Below are 22,435 nucleotides of genomic sequence, written 5' to 3'. Positions count from 1 at the left end.
TGCGCGGCCCTCGATTTCTAAGGCTCTCAAGAAGGTTGTGGGGACATGAGCGAAGACAACAGGAACCGGGAAACGGCCGAGGATGTCCGTCACCTGACGGCAGACGAGCTCCAGCAGATCGAGGAGACCTACGATCCGGAACTGCGTTTCCGCGTCCTTGCCTGGCCGATGACGATCGTCACCGCGACCATCCTGTTTCTGCTGTCTTGCTATCACTACTACACAGCCGGTTTCGGCATTCCCCAGGCCACCGTCCACCGCGGCCTGCATCTGGGCGTGACGCTTCTCGTCGTCTTCCTGAGCTTCTCGGCCTTCGGCAGGAAGGAAATCAAGCCCGGGGCCTTCGCGCCCTTCGGCCTGCCGCTCTATGACTGGGTTCTCGGCATTGCCGGCCTGATCGCGGCGCTATACGTCCCCTGGATCTACAGCGAGCTCGCCTTCCGCGTCGGCAATCCGCTGACGATCGATGTCGTGATGGGTACGACCCTGATCGTGGTTCTGCTCGAGGCGGTGCGCCGTTCGATGGGCTGGCCCCTCCCCGTCATCGCGATACTGTTCATGGCCTATGCCTATTTCGGCCAGTACATGCCCGGCCTGTTCGTGCATCCGGGCTCGAGCTGGACGAATATCGTCAATCACCTCTATCTCACCTCGCAGGGCATTTACGGCACCGCGCTCGGCGTGATTGCCACCTATGTGTTCCACTTCGTGCTTTTCGGCGTGATGGCGACGCGCATCGGTCTCGGGCAACTGTTCATCGACGTCGCCTCCGCGCTCGCCGGGCGCTATGCCGGCGGCCCGGCAAAGGTGTCGGTGGTCTCGTCCGCCCTGCTGGGCTCGATTTCCGGCTCATCGATCGCCAATACGGTGACCACCGGCGCGCTGACCATTCCCGCCATGATCCGCATCGGCTATCCCCGCCATTTCGCAGCCGCCGTCGAGGCAGCCGCATCGACCGGCGGACAGATCACCCCGCCCGTCATGGGTGCCGTGGCCTTCCTGATGATCGAGTATCTCGGTCTGCCGCTCACCACCATCCTGACGGCAGCCCTCGTCCCCGCCTTCATGCACTTCTTCGGGGTTCTGGTTCAGGTCCATCTCGAAGCCCGCCGCCTCGGCCTGCGCGGCCTGTCGGCAGAGGAACTGCCCAATGCATGGAAGGTGCTGAAGGAAGGCTGGCTCTCTGTCGCGCCTCTTCTCATCCTGATCGCGATCCTCCTGTCCGGCCGCACGCCCTTCGCCGCAGCCTTCTGGTCGATCACCGCCTGTATCGTCGTTCTGGTGATCCAGCAGGTGCGAGAGGGCGGTCTTCTGGCCGGCCTGAAAGGCACCGCCCACGGCGTGTGGGAAGGGTTTATCCTGGGCGCCAAGCAGTCGCTCTCCGTGACCGCCGCCGCCGCTCTCGTCGGCGTGGTCATCGGTGTCGTCACGCTGACCGGCGTCGGCTTCAAGATCGCCTACATGGTCACCACGGTGGCGCAGGACTGGGCGGGCTCGGTTCACGGCCTCCTGGCCTTCCTGCCCTTCAAGCTGATGGGCGTGCCGACGCTGACGCTTCTGTTCACGCTGATGCTGACAGCCATCGTCTGCATCCTGATGGGCTGCGGCATCCCGACGACGGCAAACTACATCATCATGGTCGCCGTCGCCGCCCCGATCCTCGGCCTGCTCGGCGTGCAGCCGCTCGTCGCCCACTTCTTCGTCTTCTATTACGGGGTTCTGGCCGACGTGACGCCACCGGTGGCGATGGCGGCCTATGCGGGTGCCGGCATAGCGGACGCCAACGCCTTCAAGGCCGGCAACACCGCCTTCCGGCTTTCTATGGGCAAGGCGCTCGTCCCCTTCGTCTTCGCCTTCCAGCCCGCACTTCTGCTGGTGACCGACAATTTCACCTGGACCGCCTTCGCGCTCGCCTTCGGCGGCACGGTGCTCGGCATCTGGGCGCTTGCCGCGGCCGTCTCCAACTGGCTCTTCGCGCCGCTGCGCTGGTACGAACGCATCGCCCTCGTCCTGTCGGCGATCCTGCTGGTAGCCCCCGATCTGACGGCCACGATCATCGGGCTTTTGCTGATGGTGCCGGTGGCGGCACGGCAGTTGCTGTTGAAGGACGATGCGGCGGCGTGAGGGGCGCGGCATCGGCTGTGGCGGCTTTGCGCCCCATTGCGGACATCGAGAACAGATTTGACGCTCCGTTAAAGCGGACGTAGCCGGCGACGCTGAGGGTGGCCGGCCCGATCCTAAACGCGAAATGGCACGTCATGGGCTGGGTTCAGCTTTGACATCTTATCTGGAGAAGGCACGGTTGGTTCTATGCGCACCAGAGGACTAGGCGTTCAGACCCTCGGGGCATCGCGCTTCGTGCAGGAACCGGAATTCTTCAGTTTCGCGCTCTCAATCAGGAAGTCAGGGTCACCCAGTGCTTCCGCCATCGCTTCCAGATGGCTCCTGCCGGAACCTCATCGTGCGTCCCCCTTTTGCCGCCTTCTTCATCCTGGCTTTCGCCTCCTCCGGCGTCTTCCTCGCAACTCGCTCCAAATCTGGATTAATGTTCGCATCGAGCGCGTCGATCATGTTTCTCAAAGAAGAGATGTCTGCCTCAAACTCTCCGAGGAAGCCCGTGCATAGGGAGCATGCCCAGACCATAATTACCTGGTCGGGCACGTCCTTCAGACTCTTCCACTCCACCTCAAGCGCGGTCGGCATTTCGCCGTTGACTTCGGCCGTGAAAAGTGACCGGAGCTGCTGCAGCCGTGCGTCACGCTTCTCGCCCGCGAGATTGTGGGCGATCTCGTTGCGCACTGAGTTCACAGCGAGGATCAGATCCCAGATCGAGTTGTCGTCTTTCCGCAAACAGTAGGCGCGTACGATCTGGACTTTCTGTGAGAAGCCGAGGCGTGCCTCCTTGAAGACATGCTCTGGGTGGAAGAAGACTATGGTCAAGATGTTATCGAGCGCGGTCTCAATGATCAGGTGTCCTGTCAAGACAGCCTGCAGGAGCGGATCGATCTGCCCCATCTTCTCGTGGAAAAGTGCGGCGTACTTGTCGAGATGGCTGGCTTTCTTCATCATGGCAACTCCCTTCCGGTCACGCTTCGATAGCACCTTCTCACATCTTCGACCTCGAAAGTTGCACGCCGACCCAATGCCGCCCGGGATCTGGAATGTGATGCTTGCTCTGGGTGCCCTGGACGCCCCGCGTATTCCCCGCCGCGGACTTAGACTTGCCAGCCTGCAAAGTGGGGCTAAGGCCGCGCCTCGGATGGCACAGGTGGCAACGGTAGTTTCACAACAAGCTAACGTAGACGGGGACTTTCAATTGTTTCCGGAACCGGTAGATTTAACATCAAATTAAATGGAGGCGAGTATTGGGTTCGGATACAGTACTTGATGAAGTTAGTGTTGCCTACGCGATCATGTCAGCACCTGCACCTCGGGTGCGGTTGATCGCTGGGCCGGGAATCGGACCAGTCGCGCCCAAAGCCACGGCGGGAGGCGCGTGACCGAAATTGGCGACGCGAGAGGAACTGTACACGAAGTTCGGGATCGCGGCCGAAGCCGGCCAGCTATTCGAAACAGAGCTTGGAACGTTGCTGCTCTGCCCGCGAGGACTCGAGTATGGCTGGCACCTCTTGCCGAACGGCGAGAAAGCACGCGCCGTTCTGGATGAGATCGACCGGAGCACGCTCAGACGCCTAGCAAATAGCTTCAAAGGTGCGATCCGCATTGACGACGACCTTGCGGATAGGTTCTCATTCGCTCAAAGAGCTCGAAATCGTCTGAACTATGGATTTTACGAAAAACACAATTTCAAGATTCAGACCGACGAGGGGCGGCAGGCGATGATTGCCGATCTGGAAGCTATCCAAGAGGGACTATTTCAAACTTGGCAGTTCGCCAGCGCCATGACGTCGCAAATATCGGAAATTATTCTACATGACGCAGTCTTATCGCCGTAACGAACACAGTCACCACTCGAAAGCAATGCTATGAAAGCGTCCAAGATAACGGCGGTCGATTTTTTTGACGACCTGACTTCAAGCTACGCGCGCAAAAGGTTCTTCGGCGGGTTCAGCCTGCTGATAGTATTCTGCCTCGTACTCGTCGGCGTTGTTAAAGCACACGTTACATGGCCAATCACCAACGAGATCATGGTTTCCGTGCTGATCGAGATCATAGCCGGGTCGGTGATCATCCTCGGGTTCTACGCTCTCTATCTCTACTTCATCGGAGCCAGTACAGCCTTCAGAGAGGTAAACGTCACCCGTCCGCAGGACATCAGCGAGCGGATGATTGCGATGCCAAAGGAGGTCCGGCATTACATGTTCTGGGGACGGTCGGGGTCGTTCTTCAGGGCTTATCCGCTGCTCGAGCTAGACAGGCAAGCCCGCGAGAACAAGCGCAACATCGTGGTCGACGTCCTCCTGCCCGATCCCGACGACGAGCGCCTCGTGAGGTCCTACAGGGAAATCCTGAAGGCGCTCGGGGAAGAGCCGGGGGACAATCCACTGCTTCCCAACGTCCTGTCGACCTGTATGGCCTGCGCGATCAAGTCGTCGAACAACAAGCACCTCGACATCAAGGTTCATCTGTCCCGCTTTCTGCCAGCGTTCCGGGTCGACCTTTCTGACAAAGGCGCGATCCTCACGCAGGACGACAAGAAGAAGTCGGCCCTCTTTTTCGACTACGGATCCGAGTTCTACGACATGTTCCGTAGCACGGTGACGAACGAGCGCGACGTTTCCCGAGAGGTGACCTGGGACACGGCGCTGTTCGCGGGCCTGAAGCTGGAAGAGAAAAGCTGCGATGCGAAGACCCTAAAAGCGTTTGGTATCAACGTCGGCGACGTGGACGCGATTCAGCAGGAGGTGGCGCGCCTGATCACGGTCCGGCCCCACCGCTACGGATGAGGGAACTGGTCGGAGCACATCAGCGGGCCAGCGATTTCCGCTTGCATCCGCTCGGGTTTTTCTACCTCAAGGATGCTGTAGGGGAGGCGAGGACGCGCCGCGTCCATATCTGGCTTCCCGACGGCCCGGACCGGCCGGAGAACGACCGTCACCAGCATTCGTTCGACATCGAATCCTTGGTGGTCGCCGGACGCATGCGCAGCGAACTGTTCCGGTTCGAGGAGGCGGCGGACGGTTTCGAGGCGGAATACGCGGTCACCTACAATGGGCAAGAATCCGTCCTGATACCGTCAGGAAGAAGGGGACGGCTCCTCCCGATCGCGTCGTTCGAGTCCGCTTCGGGCGCGTCCTACCGGCTTGAGGCGGGCGTGATCCACCGGGTGGCTGTGATCACAAGGCCCTGCATCACCGTGGTGAGGACACTCGAGCGGCGCGTTCCCATTTTCTCCTATGGGCATGAAGACGAGGAGGCTTTCGATCGCCGGCTTTGTACTGACAGCGAGGCCGAGCAAATCCGGCGCCACCTCATGCACTCAGCCGCAGGTTAGCCCTCGCTAGAGAGATTGGGCAGCTGGGAGGTAGCGGAACGGCTACTATGAAGTTGGCGATAGAATGTCCGCTTACTGATGACTTCACCCCGAAAGATGTCGGACCACTTCCGGCCCCCATGCTGCCGCTCCGCGGAACCTGCCACTGCGGCCGAAATGGGCTCATCACCTCAAATCGACCGCGACAGGCCCCCCTCACCCGAGATCGGCCAGCGCTTCCGGCATCCAGTGGCGCTCTTTCCGGCTGGCGGCGAAGAAGCGGCGGCCGCATTTTTCCAGCGCCTTGTGGTCGATCTCGAAACCGAGGCCCGGGGTCTGGGGCATCTCGAACCAGCCGCGATTGTGCAGGAACGGCGCGCTCATCACCGCGTCGCGGCCTTCCGGCACCCAGCCCGGCGGGGCATAGGGATATTCGAACAGCATCTCGCCGGCAAAGCCGCTGGCCGCGAAGATCTGGGCGTTGATGATGAAGCCGAACCCGTTGGTCCAGCAATGCGGGGTGAATTTCAGCCCCGCCTCGCGGCAGAATTTCGCCACTTCCATGCCCTGCTGAACGCCGCCCGCCCACATCGCATCGGGCTGGAGGATGTTGTAGCAGCCCATCTTGCCCATGCGGATCAATTCGCTCGCACCCATCGAGTGAAGCTCGCCGCCGGCGATCGGCACGCGCGAGTAGGATGTGAGCTTGGCGATCTCCTCGTGCCATTCGCCGAAGAGCGGCTCTTCCACCCAGGCGAGCCCCACATCGGCGGCGGCGTCCACGAAGCGCTTGGCCCGGTCGAGCGACCACAGCGGCGCATCGCCGTTCTGGGTGAGACGGAAGGCCTGGTTGCAGTCGACCGAAATCTTCATCCGGCCTTCCATGTAGCGCGCGACGTCCTGGATATGCGCGATGTCGACGGCCTCGTCGAAATCGTGCACGCGCACCTTCATCGTCTCGAAGCCTTCGGAATAGCGCGCCTCCGCCTCCTCGCGCCGCGCGCCGGTATCCTTGATTTCGCCGGCGGAGGAATAGAGCTTGATGCGGTCGTGGGTGCCGCCGAGGTACTTGTAGAGCGGCAGCCCGGCGCGCTTGGCCTTGATGTCCCAGAAAGCGGGCTCGAGCCACCAGTTGAAGTTCCCGCCAACCGCCATGATCCGGATGCGCTCGGCCATCAGGTCGATATCTTCGGGGTCCTGGCCCAGGAAGAGGTTGGCCATCGTGTCGCCGATGCCGGCGCGGTCGCGGGCGCCGCCGGGAAACGCGCTCCATCCCTCGATACCGTCATCGGTGATGAAACGGGCGAGCGTGAATGAGGCCGTATTGCGGATCGTGCCCGGAATCCAGGATGGCGCGAAAGGTGCCGGGAGCGGAGCGTTGACCACATAGAGTTCGAGGCGATCGAGTACCTGCATTCTAGTCCCCTTTTCGGTGCGCGAGACCACCGGGCATCACGCTTCATGAGCGGACGCTAGGAAGAAAATGGATGCCCGGCCATGTCCATTTTGGCGTTTCGAGAAGGCCAGTTTGAAACGACCGGCAGACAGGCGCCGAACGGTGCCGGTTCGCGGACGACGCCGATCCCCTCAGCGCGGCAGTCGGCATGCCGGAGATGACGGGCGCGCCGGTGGCGCCCGTTCCCGATGCGGGTGGTGGTTCGCCCGATGCTAGTCGCTCGGCTTCTTGGTCCGGGCGAAGACCGGCAGGATCAGGATGAGGAGCAGCAGCCGGAAGATATGGTGGGTCGCCACATAGGTCGGATCATATCCGAGCGACAGCGCCATGGCGCTCATGCCTTCGACGCCGCCGGGCGCGAAGGACACCCAGACCTGTCCGAACGGCAGATCGAGCAGTTGCGCCACACCAGCGCTGATGATGCCGGATATGATCATTGCAAGCGTGGTGACGACCAGGCCGGCGACGAACATGCGCCTGAGTTCCGAGCGGGAAATCGACGAGAACCGCGCGCCGATGACGGCGCCGGCCAGCGAAAATCCGATGAATGTCAGGATCTGCGACGGCCGCCCTTCCAGCCAGCCGACACCGTGCCCCAGACCGCTGACGAAGACGCCGGCCAGCAGGAATGCGGCCGGCATCCTAAGCCGTTCGAACAGATAGCCGCCGACGGTCGCAATTGCGATCAACAGGATGCTGGTGGGGAAATCGAGCGTTTCGGCGGCTGTCAGGGCGACGCCTTCGCCCCCCAGCCCCATGTCAATGAGCGCGACGAGCGGCGGCAGCGCAACCGTGATGATCAGAAGGCGCAGGCTTTGCAGGACCATGACGAAGGAAACGTCGATCTTCGCCCAGGGGCGCTCGGCCGCCAGCGACAGCGAATAGGACAGCGCACCGGGGGACGTCGCCAGTACGGCGGTGGCGGCAGGCACACCGAAGAAGCGCTTCAGGACATTTGAGGAGATCACCAGAACGGCGATCATCGTCACGGTCAGGGCCGCCAGGCTAACCGGGAACCGCATCAGGTCGGAGAAGAAATGCGTCGTCACGCCGGCGCCGAGGGTCACCCCGATCGCCGTGAAGCCGAGGTTCCTCAGCCTCGCCGGAACCGCCAGCCTGAAACCCGCGGCGGACAGCGCGGTGACGGTTACGGTCGAGCCGACAAGCGCGCCGGCCGGAACGCCCAGCGCCTGAAAAAGGGCGGCGCCGCAAAGTGCGGCGCCGATAGCAAGCAGGACGGGTCTGTAGGATGCAATCATGCGGTCTCGCCGTGATCGGCCTCGTCCCTCATCTTCTTCCGGCGACGCGCGATGACGAGCGGCGCAACCACGACGAGGACAGCCAGGGCATAGAGGACGACGCTGTTCATCGATTCCACGAGGATCGTGTAGTCGCCGTTGGAAATCGACAGCGCCCGGCGCAGATTGTCCTCGAACAGGCCACCCAGGACGAAACCGAGGATGACCGGCGCGAGCGAGAACTGAAGCTTGCGCAGGAACCAGCCGAACACACCCAGAAGCGTGATCATGTAGAGATCGTGCGGGTTGGAGACGACCGAATAGACGCCGATGAATGCCAGCACCGCGATGAGCGGCGTCAGGAACTGCTGCGGGATCGTCAGCATCCGCGCAAACAGACCGACCAGCGGCAGGTTGATGATCAGAAGCGCGATATTGCCGATATACATCGAGGCGATCAGGCCCCAGGCAATCTCCGGACGCTGCTCGAACATCAGCGGACCGGGGGTGACGTTGAACAGCATGAGCGCGCCGAGCAGGATCGCCGTCGTGCCCGAGCCGGGAATGCCGAGCGTGAGCATCGGCACCATGGCGCCGCCGGCGGCAGCGTTGTTGGCGGCTTCAGGCGCGGCAAGCCCGCGCATGTCGCCTTCCCCGAATTTCGAGCTGTCGCTGGCCGAACGCTTTTCCGCGCCATAGGCAACGGCAGATGCGACCGAGGCACCGGTGCCCGGCAGGATGCCGATGAAGAAGCCGATCACCGAACCGCGCAGGATCGTCCACTTGACGAAGGCAATGTCCTTGAGCGTGACAAAGCTCTTGTCGATCTTGAGCGTCTTCAGCGTGCCGGTCGCCTGTTTCTCGACGAGCGTGATCAGTTCCGCCATGCCGAAGAGACCGATGACGACGACCAGAAAGTCGATGCCGGCGAGAAGATCGGGAATGCCGAACGTATAGCGGGCCACGCCGGTGTTCGCGTCGATGCCGATGGAGGCCAGCATCAGGCCCATCAGAGCGGCAAGCAGTGTCTTGACCGGGTTGGAGCCGACGAGCGATGCGAGCGACGCGAAAGCGAAGACCATCAGCGCCACATAGTCGGACGGCGAGAAATGGATCGCATAGGACGCAAGCGCAGGACCGAAGAAGCTCATCAGCACGACGGCAAACGTGCCGCCGACGAAGGAGGCGACCGCCGACAGCGACAGCGCCTTGCCGGCCTCGCCGTTGCGGGCCATCGGATTGCCGTCGAGCGTGGTCATCACCGCACCGGCATCACCCGGAACGTTGAGCAGGATGGACGAGATACGGCCGCCATATTCGGCGCCGTAATAGATCCCGGCCAGGAGAATGATCGCCGATTCCGGCGGGAACCCCAGGCCATAGGCGATCGGCAGCAGGATCGCCACGCCATTGATCGGCCCGATACCCGGAAGGGCGCCGATCAGGGTACCGGCGAAACATCCGCCGAGCACGAGAAAGAGGTTGAAGGGGTCGAGCGCGACTTGGAAGCCGGAAGCCAGCCCAGAGAATACAGCGTCCATGATAAACTCACCTAAAGATTGTCAGAACGCCGGCAGGCAGGTTGATTTCGAGCAACTTGGTGCAAACGAAATACCCGAGCACGCCGACCGCGCCGCTGAATACGAGAGCCGAGACCAGCCGCGCTCCGAGCATGAGCGAAAGCGCCATGCAGAAGGCGAACGTGGCCAGGATGAAACCGAGCGGCTGGAAGAGGAAAGCATAGGCCCAGAGCATCACGACCAGGGCAGCCAGGCGGCCCCATGTCCTGACCGGGACACCCAGACGCGATACGTCCGGCCGGGCGAAGATGAAGAGGATGCACGGCAGCGCGACGATCCCCAGGATGCGAGGCCAGCTCTCCGGACCCAACGGGTCGTACTGGAACGGCGCCTTGATCACCGTGAAGGCGACAATGGTGTATCCGATCGCCACCAGAAACAGAATGCCTGCAAATATGCGGTCGGCCATAGGAACCTCCATGACGACGGCGCAAGAATGGCGACAAGCAACGCCCTTCTCGCGTGGAAAACTTGAGAAATGCGGCACGGGCCGCCCCGCTCCTTGAAAAAGAGACGGGACGGCCCCGGCCTGTGCCCTTGGGAGGACTATTCGATAAGACCGGCTTCCTTGGCAATACCGGTCATGCGCTCGACGCGGCTCTTCATGTCGGCGTCCATTTCCTGGCCCGACAGATCGAGCGGAAGCAGGCCCTTGTCCTTGACGAGAGCCGCCCATTCATCGGTCGCATAGGCAGCGTTGAACGCCTTCACCCACTCTTCATAGGCGGCGTCGGAGACGTTCTTGCCCATGTAGAAGCCGCGAACGATCGGCCACGACGCATCGTAGCCGGCTTCCTTGGCGGTGGAGATTTCGGAGAAGGGCTCGGGCAGACGCTCGTCGCTCATGACCGCGAGAATGCGCATCTCGCCGGTATCGAGGTGGGAGACCATCTCGCCGACATCGCCGAAATAGACCTTGATCGACCCGCCCAGCAGGCCGGCGATCGCATCGCCGCCGCCGTCGAATGCGACGTAGCGCATCTTGCGTGCGTCGAGATTGTCGGCCTTCATGAGGATTGCCGCCTTCATCCAGTCCTGCGAGCCGACGGAACCGCCAGCTCCCATGACGACGCTGCCCGGATCCTTCTCGAGATCGGCCATCAGGTCGCCGAGGGTCTGGTACTGGCTGTCGGCGCGAACGATGACCGCGCCATAGTCGGTGCCGGCAGTCGCCAGGAAGCGGACGTCGTTGGCGCCCCACTCGCCGTATTTTCCGGTCGCCATGTTGAGAAGCGAACCCGAAGAGAACGCGACGATCGCGTTGGGATCGTCGGTGCGGGTGGTGTTGAACAGGTTGATTGCCACGGCGCCGATACCGCCGGGCATGAATGTGACCTGCATCGGGCCGTCGAACTGCTTTTCGAGGCCCTGCTGCGCAATGCGGCACGTCAGGTCGAAACCACCGCCCGGCTTGGCCGGTGCGACGCATTCCGGACGATCGACTTCCTGTGCGGCGGCAGGGGCGACTGCGACGCTGGCGAAAAGCAGCGCGAGTGCGGTTTTAGCGAATGTCATATTGGGTCCTCCCATCGGATTTAAATTCACCGGTCGGAGAGGTCTGCGATCTCTTCCCTCGCCCGTGCAAAGGCATAGGAGCCTCTCGGGCTGCAGAGGCGCGCAACCGTTATGTTCGCGCGCCGGTCCTCTCTCCCCATTTCCGCAATACCGGCACAGCCTGACTACAGCTTGACGCGAAACTGACACGAAGCTGACAGGACCGCGCCCGGCGGCAACCGCGAGACAGTCTTCTCAAAGCGCTTCGCCTCGGGTAAGGCTAACCGATCATGCGCATACTCCTTGTCGAGGATAGCCGCGCGCTGTCCGATACCTTACTCGAGCGGTTCCGAGCCGAGGGCCATGCGATCGATCTCGAAGTCGATGGCGCCGAGGCGGATGCGCTGTTGTCTCACGCCACCTTCGACGTCGTCATTCTCGACATCAATCTTCCGTCCATGAGCGGCTACGAGGTTCTCCGGGCCATGCGTGCGCGCGGCGACCGGACGCCTGTCCTGGCGTTGACGGCCCGTTCGGAGATTGACGACCGCATTGCCGGCCTCGACACGGGCGCCGACGACTACATGGTCAAACCCTGTGACTTTCGCGAGATTTCCGCACGCTGCAGGGCGCTCGTGAGGCGCCGCTCGGGCGAAGCGAGCAACGTGTTCGTCCATGGCGATTTCGAATTCGACCGCGGTGCGCGACGCGCCAGCACGAAGGGCGTCGATCTGGAACTCAGGCAGCGCGAGGTGCAGGTGCTCGAACTCTTCCTGAGCAATCTCGGACGGATGCTGACCAAGGAGGAAGTGGCCGACAGGATCTACAGTTTCGACGAGGCCCCGAGCCTGAACGCGGTCGAGCAGACGATGACACGTTTGCGCAAGAAGCTCGATGGATCGCCGCTGACCATCAGGACCATCCGCGGTCTGGGCTATATCGCCACGATCCGCGACGAATAGAAGGTCTGTGGGGATGAGGATATGAGCGATACGCGCCTGTCAGGTCTTGCCGCGTCTGCCCGCCTCCAGGCACACCGCCCCTACTCCCTCCGGCGTCGCCTCATGGTGGCCTCCATGGCGGCTTTCGCAATCATCATCGCGCTTCTCTCCGTCAGCCTGTGGACCTATGCGCGAAGCTCGGCGAACCAGACCTACGACCTGCTTCTCCGAGGCGCCGCGATTGCGGTTCTGGAGCGCGTCACGGTAACGGCGGATGGCATCGACATCGATCTGCCGCCCTCCGCCATGGAAATCCTCGCGCTTGACGAGGACGACCGCATTTTTTACCGCGTCATGGATGCAAGGGGAGCCACGCTCACAGGCATGGCGGACCTTCCGACAAGCGACGGCTTCTTTACCGAGCCGCCGCCGGTTGCCGAGCCAGTTTTCTTCGATCGTGCATATAGCGGCGAAATGGTGCGCTTCGTCGTGACCGGGCGAACAATGCTCAGCGCCGACACGCCGCAATGGATCGGTGTCCAGATCGGACAGACCCGGATCGCACGGACGGCCATGCAGCACGATCTCGTGCTCAAGGGGCTTGTTCCACTGGCCGCGCTGGCGATCGCCGGAATCCTTCTGGCGCGCGCAGGCATCGGGCTCGCCATGCGCCCGCTCGCAAAGATCGAGCGCGACATCAGCGAACGTCAGCCGAGCGAATTGAGGCCGCTGGATGCCCAGCCGCCGCGAGAAATCGAAAGCCTGATCACGGCGATCAACGGATTCATGCGCCGGCTGGATACCTCCCGCGGCCAGGCGGAATCGTTCATCGCAGACGTCGCGCACCAGATACGGACCTCGCTTGCAGCACTTTACGGACATCTAGAAACGGCCGACAGGCGCGGCGGTGCAAGCGCGATGGCGGTCGGGCGTGCGCTTGACCAGGCGAGACGCACCACGCGACTGACCAACCAGCTTCTCAGCCATGCCATGGTGATCCATCGCGCCGACAAGGACATGTTCGAAGATGTCGATCTGGGCGAGATCGTGACCCGGCTGGTCGAGGAGATCGTTCGCGACGAACGGGCCGGCAACATCGACTTCGAAGTCGACCTGCCCACCGGCAACGGCGCCGCCCGGGTCAAGGGCGATCCGATCGCAATCCGCGAGGCCTTGCGCAATCTCGTCGACAACGCGATACGCCATGGACCGTCGGACAATCACATCACGCTGCGTGTCGCACGGACGACGCTCGACGGCCATCCGGCCTTTTCGATCGGGGTCGATGACACGGGGCCCGGAATTCCCGATGCCGAAAAGCCGAAAGTGCTGGAACGCTTCTATACCAAGGGACCGGCAGGCGGATCAGGCATCGGCCTTGCCATCGTCGCTTCGGTCGCCGAAAGCCACAAGGGCCGTTTGAGCCTCTCCGACCGGCAACCGAAGGGCTTGAGCATCAACATCACGATACCCGAAAATCCGACGGTCCGATGAAAGGCACCATGAGACCCTTCGCAATTCTTGGCGTCTTCGTCGGCCTTGCCGTTCTGGCGACAGCCGCGTTCTTCTCCTACCGCTCAGGCGCCAACGCCCCGGAACCGACCACGATCGATGTCTGGAGTGCGACCGACCGAAGTGCCATGTGGGCCATTCTCGAGGAATTCGAGGCCGCGCATCCCGACATCTCCATCCGCTATACGGAATACAACACCTCGGAACTTCATGCCGCCGTGCTTGAAGCCGACGAGATGCCCGACGTCATTATCTCCTCGGCAATGGATCTGCAGGTGGAACTGGTCAATCGCGGATATGCGTCGCCCGTTGCCGACGTGCCCGCCACGCCCGAATGGGCACGCTGGCGCGAGGAGCTCTTCGGCTTTACCCAGGAGCCGGTGGCACTCCTGTATAACCGGGAGGCATTCGCGGATCGCGACCTGCCGACCACACGGTCGGAACTCGCCGGCATGATGCGCGACGAGCCGTCCTTTTTCGACGGGCGGGTCGGCACCTATGATGTGAGCCTGTCAGGCGTGGGCTACATGTTCGCCACGCAGGATGCGCAGCGCGGTTTCCAGGCCTCGCGCTTGGTGGAATCCATGGGGCGCGCCCGCGCGCGGACGTATTGCTGTACGGCCGATATGGTCGATGAACTCGCCAATGGCGGCCTGGTGCTGGCCTATAATGCGATCGGGTCCTACGCTCTGGAAAGGGTTCGCGCCGATCCGCGCCTGGGAATCCTCCTCCTCAGCGATTACGCGCTCGTCTTCACCCGCTCGGCTTTCGTGACCAGGGCTTCCGACGCGAAGGCCGCAAGCGGCGAGTTCATCCGCTACCTGCTGTCACCCGAGGGACAGGACCTCATAGAGACGCGCTCATCCCTCTTTCCGCTCCTCACCGAGGAGGATGGCGGCCAGTCCTTCTTCGAAAGCCGCTTCGAGGGCAGCACCTCGCTTCTGCCGATCCGGCTTCGCCCGAGCCTCCTCACCTGGCTGGACGAGAGCAAAAAACAGAAGTTTCTGCGGGACTGGCGAGCCTCGATGACAGGCAGGACGGGCGGATACTAGGAATTTATCCTCCATATCTAAATTACAAAATGATACATTATATCAGCCATCTGTATTGATTTATTAATGTAAAATGGAAAGCCGGGTTCATTTGTCCGACTGCCGCGCCTGATGTCGTAAACATGCCGCGGCACCGGAAAAGGTAAAGCCGGAGATCCCTCCCCGGCGTCTTCATCACGCGACCTTGGTATATTGCGCCGGCTCGTAATTGAGGATCGGTCCGAGCCAGCGCTCGACCTCATCGATTGCCATGCCCTTGCGCCCGGCATAATCCTCGACCTGGTCGCGCTCGACCTTCGCCACGCCGAAATAATAGCTTTCGGGATGCGCGAAATAGAGCCCGGAGACCGATGAGCCCGGCCACATGGCCATGCTTTCGGTCAGCTCAACGCCGACCGTGTTTTCCGCATCCAGCAGCTTGAAGAGCGTCACCTTCTCGGTGTGATCGGGCTGGGCCGGATAGCCCGGCGCAGGGCGGATGCCGTCATAAGGCTCGCCGATAAGCTCGTCCGGCTCATAAGTCTCGTCAGCCGCGTAGCCCCAGTATTCCTTGCGCACGCGCTCGTGCATGCACTCGGCCAGCGCCTCGGCAAATCGGTCGGCGAGCGCCTTGACCATGATCGAGCTGTAGTCGTCATTGGCCCGTTCGAACCGCTCTGCGATCGCCACTTCCTCAATGCCGGCCGTGACGACGAAGCCGCCGATATAGTCGGGCTTGCCCGTCTCTGCGGGGGCGATGAAGTCCGACAGTGCCATGTTCGGCTTGCCATCGCGCTTGCCGAGTTGCTGGCGCAGCGTGTGGAACGTCGCGAGCGGCTCTTTCCGCTCCTCGTTCTCGAAGAGACGGATGTCGTCGCCTACCGTATTGGCCGGCCAGAAACCGATCACGGCCTTCGGCGCGAACCACTTCTCGGAAATGATCTGCCGGAGCATCGCCTGGGCGTCGTCAAAGAGCTGACGCGCCGCCTCGCCCTGTTTCTCGTCCTCGAGTATCTTCGGGTAACGGCCCTTGAGTTCCCATGTCTGGAAGAATGGCGTCCAGTCGATGTAACGCGCCAGTTCCTCGAGATCCCAGTCCTCGATCACCCGTTTTCCGGTAAACTGCGGCTTTGCAGGCGAAAACGCATCCCAGGCAATCCTGTGGGCATTGGCGCGCGCATCGGCGATCGGCAAGCGCCGCTTGTCGGCTTCCGAACGGTGATGCGCATCGGCCACCTTCTTGTACTCGGCCCGGATCGTCTCGACATAGTTGCCCTTCGTCTCGTTCGACAGGAGCGACGAGACCACGCCGACCGCACGGCTGGCATCGGTGACATAGACCGTCTGGCCCCTGGTGTATTTCGGATGGATCTTCACCGCTGTATGGACCCGGCTGGTCGTCGCGCCGCCGATCAGCAGCGGAATGTCGAAACCTTCGCGCTCCATTTCCGAGGCCAGATGCACCATCTCGTCGAGCGAGGGTGTGATGAGACCCGAAAGACCGATGATGTCGACCTTCTCCGCGCGCGCCACCTCGAGAATCTTGGCGGGCGGCACCATAACGCCGAGATCGATGATCTCGTAATTGTTGCACGCCAGCACGACACCGACGATGTTCTTGCCGATATCGTGGACATCGCCCTTCACCGTCGCCATCAGGACCTTGCCGGCAGCCTGATTGTCTTCCTCGCCATTGGCGATGTTGGCGGCCTTCTCCGCCTCCATGTACGGCAGAAGCCCGGCCACGGCCTGCTTCATCACGCGGGCGGACTTGACCACCTGCGGCAGGAACATCTTGCCCGAGCCGAACAGGTCGCCGACCACGTTCATGCCCGCCATCAGCGGGCCTTCGATGACGTGCAGCGGGCGCTCGGCCTTCAGCCGCGCTTCGTCCGTATCCGCATCGATGAACTCGGTGATGCCGTTGACGAGCGCATGGCTGATGCGCTCCTCGACCGGCCAATCGCGCCAGGCCAGATCGCGCTGCCTGGCTTCCTTGCCGGCCGTACCGCGAAAACGCTCGGCGATCTCGAGCAGGTTCTCCGTCGCATTGCCGCCCTTGGCCGGTTTGCGGTTGAGAACCACGTCCTCGCAGGCTTCCCGCAGATCCGGCTCGATCGTGTCGTAGACGGCCAGCTGACCGGCATTGACGATCCCCATATCCATGCCCCTGGCGATGGCGTGGTAGAGAAAGACCGCATGCATCGCCTCGCGCACCGGCTCGTTGCCGCGGAACGAGAACGACAGGTTCGACACTCCGCCCGAGATATGGACGTGCGGCAGCGTGTCGATGATCTCGCCGGTCGCCTCGATGAAATCGACGCCGTAATTGTCGTGTTCCTCGATCCCTGTCGCAACGGCAAAGACGTTCGGGTCGAAGATGATGTCCTCGGGGGCGAAACCGGCCTTTTCGGTCAGCAGCCTGTAGGCGCGCGTGCAGATCTCGACCTTGCGCGCCCTCGTATCGGCCTGCCCCTTCTCGTCGAAGGCCATGACGACGACCGCGGCCCCATACATGCGGCAGAGCCGGGCATGGCGGAGAAAGGTCTCCTCGCCTTCCTTCATCGAGATAGAGTTGACGATCGATTTGCCCTGGACGCATTTCAGCCCGGCCTCGATCACCTCCCATTTGGAACTGTCGATCATCACCGGAACCTTGGCGATGTCCGGCTCGGCGGCGATCAGGTTGAGATATTCGGTCATCGCCTTCTCGGAATCGATGAGCCCCTCGTCCATGTTGACGTCGATGACCTGCGCCCCGTTTGCGACCTGGTCGCGCGCGACGTCGAGCGCGGTGGCGTAGTCGCCGGCCGTGATCAGCTTGCGGAATTTCGCCGAACCGGTGACGTTGGTGCGCTCGCCCACATTGACGAAGGGAATGTCGTCGGTGAGCGTGAACGGTTCCAGCCCCGACAACCGCATGAGCGGCTTGACCTCGGGAACGCTGCGCGGCGTGTGTCCGGCGACCGCCTCCGCGATTGCCCGGATATGCTCCGGTGTCGAGCCGCAGCAACCGCCCACCACGTTGACGAGCCCCTCGCGGGCGAATTCGGCGACCTGCGCGGCCATCTGCCCGGGACTTTCGTCATATTCACCGAAGGCGTTCGGGAGACCGGCATTGGGGTAAGCGCAGATGAACGTGTCGGCAATGCCGGAGAGTTCCGCCAGGTGCGGCCGCATGGCGGACGCGCCGAGCGCGCAGTTGAGGCCGACCGTGAACGGCCTGGCGTGGCGCACCGAATGCCAGAAGGCTGTCGGCGTCTGGCCGGACAGCGTGCGGCCCGACAGGTCGGTGATCGTGCCGGAGATCATCACCGGCAGGAAAATGCCCTTCTCGGCGAAGATTTCCTCGCAGGCAAAGATCGCCGCCTTGGCGTTGAGTGTGTCGAAGATCGTCTCGATCAGAATGATATCTGAACCACCGTCGATCAGTCCGCGCAACTGCTCCCCATAGGCCTGGCGCAGCTGGTCGAAGGAGGTGGCACGAAAACCGGGATTGTTGACGTCCGGCGAGATCGAGGCGGTGCGGTTGGTCGGCCCCAGCGCTCCGGCCACGAAGCGGCGCCTGCCGTCCTCGCGTTCGGCCCGCTGCCCGCCCCGGCGCGCCAGAAGGGCACCCATGCGGTTGAGTTCGTAGACCGCGTCTTCCATGCCGTAATCGGCCTGTGCGATGACGGTGGAGGAAAACGTGTTGGTTTCCAGGATGTCGGCACCGGCTATCGCGTAGCGGTAGTGGATGTCCTCGATCGCGGCCGGCTGGCTCAGCGACAGAAGGTCGTTATTGCCCTGCTGGTGACAGGCGCAGCCGATGAACTTCTCCCCGCGGAACTGATTCTCGTCGAACCTGAACTGCTGGATCTCGGTGCCCATCGCCCCGTCGAGAATCAGGATGCGCTCCCGCGCAGCCTCATGGAGGGCTTTGAGGATTTCGGACCCGTCGCGGGTACCGGTTTCGACTGGACCGAACAGGTCGTCGGAAAAGGACATGCGTTTACTCTCTCTCGGATTCGAGAGAGGTAATCACATAAACATATCTTTATGTCAATTCGGAACTAATTCGCCGGCATCGAGGCTTGGGAAGAATTCCGGTGATCTTCCAACTCGTTGACGAGTTCGGCGAACAGCCGCGTCAGGCGCTCGACGCCCTTGTGCGGCTTGCCGAAAGACCTGAGCCGGCGAAGCTCGGAACGAGCCGCGGCGGCGAGATCGGCTTCCGGCCTGCGCGAGACGAGCCATTCCATGAAGACGGTTTCCGGTTCGGGAAGAGTGTGACGGCCCCGCGCCGCCGATCCTCGCGCCGGAAAACCTGAAGGTGTGTGCTGATCCAAGTTCCTGCCTCTTGCACATTCGGCAGGGGAACTTCGCCAGTTCGGACGGTCGCGATAGACGGCCCGGAACATCGCGCCGGACTCCCCGCCCGTTACGGTTTCACGCCCGAGGCAGGTCTCCTGGCTCGCGGGTCACGGCCCTCATTCCGCCTTCCCGGTCCGGTTCGGACCAGTGGCCTATCGAATGAAAGCTCTCCGCTTACAGTTGCGGGGGCAGCTTCGGACTTGCGCGCTCCATGGCACGCGCACCGAATTCCCGTCTTAGCTCCCCATTCCGTCAGGAATCGGAAGAACCTCGAACACCACATATGGTACAGCTCGCCGCCGCGGGGTCAATCTCTCGCACGCATGGATCACATGGCTTTTTGTCGCGACCTGTCTGTCGCCCTGTCGACGGCATGTGCTAAAGCACGCTCTACACCACCGGAACCACTGCCGCATGGTCGAGCATATGAGGGATTTCATGGACTGCCTGACGCTGCCGCCGCTGCCCGATTGCGCCGAGCGCAACTGGATCGGCCGCGCCCTGACCCTTCTGCGCGGCGACGCCCGCCGCTCGGCGGACACGCATCTGATCAAGCCGTTCTTTCCCGGCCTCGACGGCATCTCCATCTATCTCAAGGACGAGAGCACCCACCCGACGGGCAGTCTCAAGCACCGCCTCGCCCGGTCGCTGATCCTCTACGGCATCTGCAACGGCCACATCACCCAGGGCACGACCCTGGTGGAAGCCTCCTCGGGCTCGACCGCCGTGTCGGAAGCCTATTTCGCCAAGCTGCTGAGCCTGCCCTTCGTCGCGGTGATGCCGCGCAGCACGTCGGCCCAGAAAATCCTCGAGATCGAGCGTTTCGGCGGGCGCTGCCATTTCGTCGACACTGCCGGCGAGGTCTATTCCGCCGCCCAGGCGATCGCCGATGAGACCGGCGGGCACTATCTCGACCAGTTCACCTTCGCCGAACGGGCGACCGACTGGCGCGGCAACAACAATGTCGCCGAAAGCATCTTCGCGCAGATGGAAGAGGAAGAGTGCCCCGAGCCCGACTGGGTGGTGATGAGCGCGGGAACCGGCGGCACCTCGGCCACGATCGGCCGCTACATCCGCTACAGGAACCTCGGCACCCGCCTCTGCGTGGTCGATGTCGAACATTCCGCCTTCCACGAGTGCTTCCGCACCGGAAATCGCGGCGCGACCTGCGCCAGGAGTTCGCGCATCGAGGGCATCGGCCGCCCGCGCGTGGAGCCTTCCTTCCTGCCGGACGTGATCGACCACATGATCCGCATCCCGGATGCGGCATCGCTTGCCGCCATGCGCGTTCTCTCCGACCGGATCTTCCGCCGCGTCGGCGGCTCGACGGGCACCAATTTCTTCGGTCTCTGCTGGGTCGCGTCCGAAATGCGCAAGGCCGGGCAGACCGGCTCCCTCGTCTCGCTCATCTGCGACAGCGGCGGCCGCTACACCAGCACCTATTACGACGACGACTGGATCGCCGCGCAGGGTTTCGATCTCGCCCCCTGGCAGGAGGCGCTGGACACATTCCTCGAAACCGGCACCATGACGCTGCCGTCCGCCATCGGCTGAGCGGGACGATATGGCCGCGCTGACCGGCATCGAGGTTCGGCTCGCGGCACGTCAGGAGACACCACATGGATTTTCCGCAGACCAGGGCCCACATCACCATCCGCCATGTGCGCGAGACCGATCTCGAACCGATGGCCGAGATTTTGAATTCGCGCCCGGTCAATCTCGGCACGCAGCGGCTGCCCTATCACCCGATGAGCGTGGTGGCCGACTGGATCGCCGACGTGCCGGGCCGCTACAAGATCGTCGCCGAGATAGAGGGCCGCGTCGCCGGCTACGGCGAACTCGAAACCTGGCCCGACAGGCCGCGCCTCAGCCATGGCGGCGAGATCGATCTCGTCGCCACCCATCCCGATTTCCGCGGGCGCGGCGTCGGCCCCGCGCTCATGGATGCGCTGATCTCGCTTGCCGACAACTGGCTGCGGCTCACCCGTCTCCAGCTCTATGTCTGGGATGGCAATGAGCGCGCCATCGACCTCTACCGGAAATGCGGCTTCGAGGTGGAAGGCCGGCTGAAGCAGTTCGTCTTCGTCGACGGCGACTATCGCGACGCCTTTATCATGGCGCGCCTTAAACCGGCCCGAAACGGCGGCGACACCTGACCGGCATGAGGCAGACCGGATGACCTGCGGGTCGATATCGGCTACCAAACTCAAGTCAGCAATCGCCTGGGGATCAGTCTACGTGAAATGCGGAATTCTTCGTCGTGCCGGCGTGCTGGCAGCCCTCCTCTCGGTGTCCGGCTGCACCACGGTCTCCTATTACGCGCAATCGCTCGACGGGCATCTGCAACTCATGGCCGCCCGGCAGGATGTCGAGCGGCTGATCGAAAGGCCCGGAACGCCCGAACCCCTGCGCAACCGCATGGAAGCCGCCCACGAGATAAGGCAGTTCGCGATTACCGAACTCGACCTGCCGGACAATGACAGCTACCGCAGCTATGTCGACATCGAGCGCGATTACGTGACCTGGGCGGTCTTCGCGGCCCCCGAATTCTCGCTCGCCCCGCATGTCAAATGCTTCCCCGTCTTCGGCTGCGTGCCCTATCAGGGTTTTTTCGATCCCAAGGACGCGCTTCGCGAGGCCCGCAGGATGAAGGACGAAGGGTTCGACGTCCATATTTCGGGCATCAACGCCTATTCGACGCTCGGGCTGACGAGCGATCCGCTTTTGAGCACCATGTTCCGCGCCGACAGAACCTATCTGGCGGGAATCGTCTTTCACGAACTCGCCCATCAGCGGGTCTATGTGAAGGGCGACACGCCGTTCAACGAGGCCTTCGCGGTCGCGGTCGAGACGACCGGGGTGCGCAAATATTTGAGCGCCCATGGCGACACCAAGGGCATCCGCGCCTACGAGGCCGACCGCAAGCGCCAGGCGGAATTCGTGGGCCTCATCGGCAAGACCCGCGAAGAACTGCAAAAAATCTACCAAAACCCCGGCTCTGATGCCGAAAAGCGCAAAGCCAAGGACGCCGCCCTCACCCGCCTGCGCACCCGCTACGAAAAACTACGCGACACGAAATGGAGCGGCGACCGCGCCTATGACGGCTGGTTCGCCACGCCGATCAACAACGCCAAATTGGCAGCCACCTCGGTCTACAACGACAATGTCGACCACTTTATTCGGCTTTTTGAGCTCTGCGGCGAAGACTATCCGCGTTTTTATGATGCGGTGGCGCGGTATGGCAAACTGGAGCGGGACGAGAGGATGGATGCGCTGAAGGGGGCGAAGAGTTGTGGGTAGGTGGTGGGATGATACACCCTCGTAAAATCACGGCTTCTCAGATCGATGATCGAAGTTGGCAGCTACGACAAGTCCGGCTTCTCAGGTGTAGAGACA

Annotated in this window: 18 protein-coding genes and 1 riboswitch; of the genes, 10 read left to right on the top strand and 8 right to left on the bottom strand. The window is 62.4% G+C overall.

Annotated elements, in window-relative coordinates; genetic code table 11:
• The first annotated feature begins 45 nt into the window (after positions 1-45).
• Positions 46-2,124 (top strand): TRAP transporter permease, encoded by a 2,079-nt coding sequence (locus tag E2A64_RS13410; RefSeq protein WP_133284971.1) that lies wholly within the window; start codon positions 46-48, stop codon positions 2,122-2,124.
• 285 nt (positions 2,125-2,409) lie between these two features.
• Here the strand turns inward: E2A64_RS13410 and E2A64_RS13405 are convergent, their stop codons facing one another.
• The gene (locus tag E2A64_RS13405) at positions 2,410-3,069 is read right to left on the bottom strand and encodes a hypothetical protein (RefSeq protein ID WP_133284970.1); all 660 of its coding nucleotides are present in this window, start codon (positions 3,067-3,069) and stop codon (positions 2,410-2,412) included.
• A 437-nt stretch (positions 3,070-3,506) separates the two neighbouring features.
• On the opposite strand from E2A64_RS13405, the gene E2A64_RS13400 reads away from it, so the two are divergent.
• Genes E2A64_RS13400 through E2A64_RS13390 form a run of 3 tightly spaced genes read left to right on the top strand, consistent with a single transcriptional unit; the run spans position 3,507 to position 5,455 of the window.
• Positions 3,507-3,956 carry a hypothetical protein gene (locus E2A64_RS13400; RefSeq protein ID WP_133284969.1) on the top strand — a complete coding sequence of 150 codons (450 nt, stop codon included), beginning with the start codon at positions 3,507-3,509 and terminating at the stop codon, positions 3,954-3,956.
• Between the two features lie 30 nt (positions 3,957-3,986).
• Positions 3,987-4,907, top strand: coding sequence for a hypothetical protein (locus tag E2A64_RS13395; RefSeq protein ID WP_133284968.1), 921 nt, complete (start codon positions 3,987-3,989; stop codon positions 4,905-4,907).
• The gene (locus tag E2A64_RS13390; RefSeq protein WP_133284967.1) at positions 4,904-5,455 is read left to right on the top strand and encodes a hypothetical protein; all 552 of its coding nucleotides are present in this window, start codon (positions 4,904-4,906) and stop codon (positions 5,453-5,455) included. Before E2A64_RS13395 ends, E2A64_RS13390 begins: the two co-directional genes overlap by 4 nt.
• Before the next feature lie 195 nt (positions 5,456-5,650).
• Here E2A64_RS13390 and E2A64_RS13385 read toward each other — a convergent pair whose 3' ends face one another.
• The 5 genes from E2A64_RS13385 to E2A64_RS13365 all read right to left on the bottom strand — a co-directional run bounded on the left by E2A64_RS13385 (position 5,651) and on the right by E2A64_RS13365 (position 11,223).
• On the bottom strand, positions 5,651-6,850 hold the full coding sequence (locus E2A64_RS13385) for a mandelate racemase/muconate lactonizing enzyme family protein (RefSeq protein ID WP_133284966.1): 1,200 nt from the start codon (positions 6,848-6,850) through the stop codon (positions 5,651-5,653).
• A 252-nt stretch (positions 6,851-7,102) separates the two neighbouring features.
• Complete coding sequence (locus E2A64_RS13380) at positions 7,103-8,149, bottom strand: AbrB family transcriptional regulator (protein WP_133284965.1); 1,047 nt, start codon at positions 8,147-8,149, stop codon at positions 7,103-7,105.
• Complete coding sequence (locus E2A64_RS13375) at positions 8,146-9,669, bottom strand: tripartite tricarboxylate transporter permease (protein WP_133284964.1); 1,524 nt, start codon at positions 9,667-9,669, stop codon at positions 8,146-8,148. Before E2A64_RS13375 ends, E2A64_RS13380 begins: the two co-directional genes overlap by 4 nt.
• 7 nt (positions 9,670-9,676) lie before the next feature.
• Complete coding sequence (locus E2A64_RS13370) at positions 9,677-10,117, bottom strand: tripartite tricarboxylate transporter TctB family protein (protein ID WP_133284963.1); 441 nt, start codon at positions 10,115-10,117, stop codon at positions 9,677-9,679.
• A gap of 137 nt (positions 10,118-10,254) precedes the next feature.
• Positions 10,255-11,223: a Bug family tripartite tricarboxylate transporter substrate binding protein gene (locus tag E2A64_RS13365; protein WP_133284962.1), complete on the bottom strand. Its 969-nt coding sequence runs from the start codon at positions 11,221-11,223 to the stop codon at positions 10,255-10,257.
• 269 nt (positions 11,224-11,492) lie between these two features.
• Here E2A64_RS13365 and E2A64_RS13360 point away from each other — a divergent pair, with 269 nt between their 5' ends.
• From E2A64_RS13360 to E2A64_RS13350, 3 genes are read left to right on the top strand one after another with little or no spacing between them, the layout of a single operon-like run.
• Positions 11,493-12,164 (top strand): response regulator transcription factor, encoded by a 672-nt coding sequence (locus E2A64_RS13360; protein ID WP_133284961.1) that lies wholly within the window; start codon positions 11,493-11,495, stop codon positions 12,162-12,164.
• A gap of 21 nt (positions 12,165-12,185) precedes the next feature.
• A complete protein-coding gene (locus E2A64_RS13355) occupies positions 12,186-13,637 on the top strand; it encodes a sensor histidine kinase (protein WP_133284960.1) in 1,452 nt (483 codons plus the stop codon).
• 8 nt (positions 13,638-13,645) lie between these two features.
• Positions 13,646-14,707, top strand: coding sequence for an ABC transporter substrate-binding protein (locus E2A64_RS13350; RefSeq protein WP_158285763.1), 1,062 nt, complete (start codon positions 13,646-13,648; stop codon positions 14,705-14,707).
• 174 nt (positions 14,708-14,881) lie between these two features.
• Here the strand turns inward: E2A64_RS13350 and metH are convergent, their stop codons facing one another.
• Complete coding sequence (gene metH / locus E2A64_RS13345; protein WP_133284958.1) at positions 14,882-18,673, bottom strand: methionine synthase; 3,792 nt, start codon at positions 18,671-18,673, stop codon at positions 14,882-14,884.
• A gap of 65 nt (positions 18,674-18,738) precedes the next feature.
• Positions 18,739-18,927: a hypothetical protein gene (locus tag E2A64_RS13340; RefSeq protein WP_133284957.1), complete on the bottom strand. Its 189-nt coding sequence runs from the start codon at positions 18,925-18,927 to the stop codon at positions 18,739-18,741.
• Between the two features lie 180 nt (positions 18,928-19,107).
• Positions 19,108-19,327, bottom strand: a riboswitch (cobalamin riboswitch).
• A 126-nt stretch (positions 19,328-19,453) separates the two neighbouring features.
• On the opposite strand from E2A64_RS13340, the gene E2A64_RS13335 reads away from it, so the two are divergent.
• From E2A64_RS13335 to E2A64_RS13325, 3 genes are all read left to right on the top strand, one after another.
• On the top strand, positions 19,454-20,593 hold the full coding sequence (locus E2A64_RS13335; RefSeq protein WP_244598276.1) for a PLP-dependent cysteine synthase family protein: 1,140 nt from the start codon (positions 19,454-19,456) through the stop codon (positions 20,591-20,593).
• 65 nt (positions 20,594-20,658) lie between these two features.
• Positions 20,659-21,195, top strand: coding sequence for a GNAT family N-acetyltransferase (locus tag E2A64_RS13330; protein ID WP_133284956.1), 537 nt, complete (start codon positions 20,659-20,661; stop codon positions 21,193-21,195).
• Between the two features lie 82 nt (positions 21,196-21,277).
• Positions 21,278-22,339: an aminopeptidase gene (locus tag E2A64_RS13325; protein WP_244598275.1), complete on the top strand. Its 1,062-nt coding sequence runs from the start codon at positions 21,278-21,280 to the stop codon at positions 22,337-22,339.
• The last annotated feature ends 96 nt before the right edge of the window (positions 22,340-22,435 follow it).

Source organism: Pseudohoeflea suaedae, from assembly GCF_004354915.1.
GTDB lineage: Bacteria > Pseudomonadota > Alphaproteobacteria > Rhizobiales > Rhizobiaceae > Pseudohoeflea > Pseudohoeflea suaedae.
Note: the sequence above shows the minus strand (reverse complement) of the source record. Positions and strands in the feature narration are given on the sequence as shown.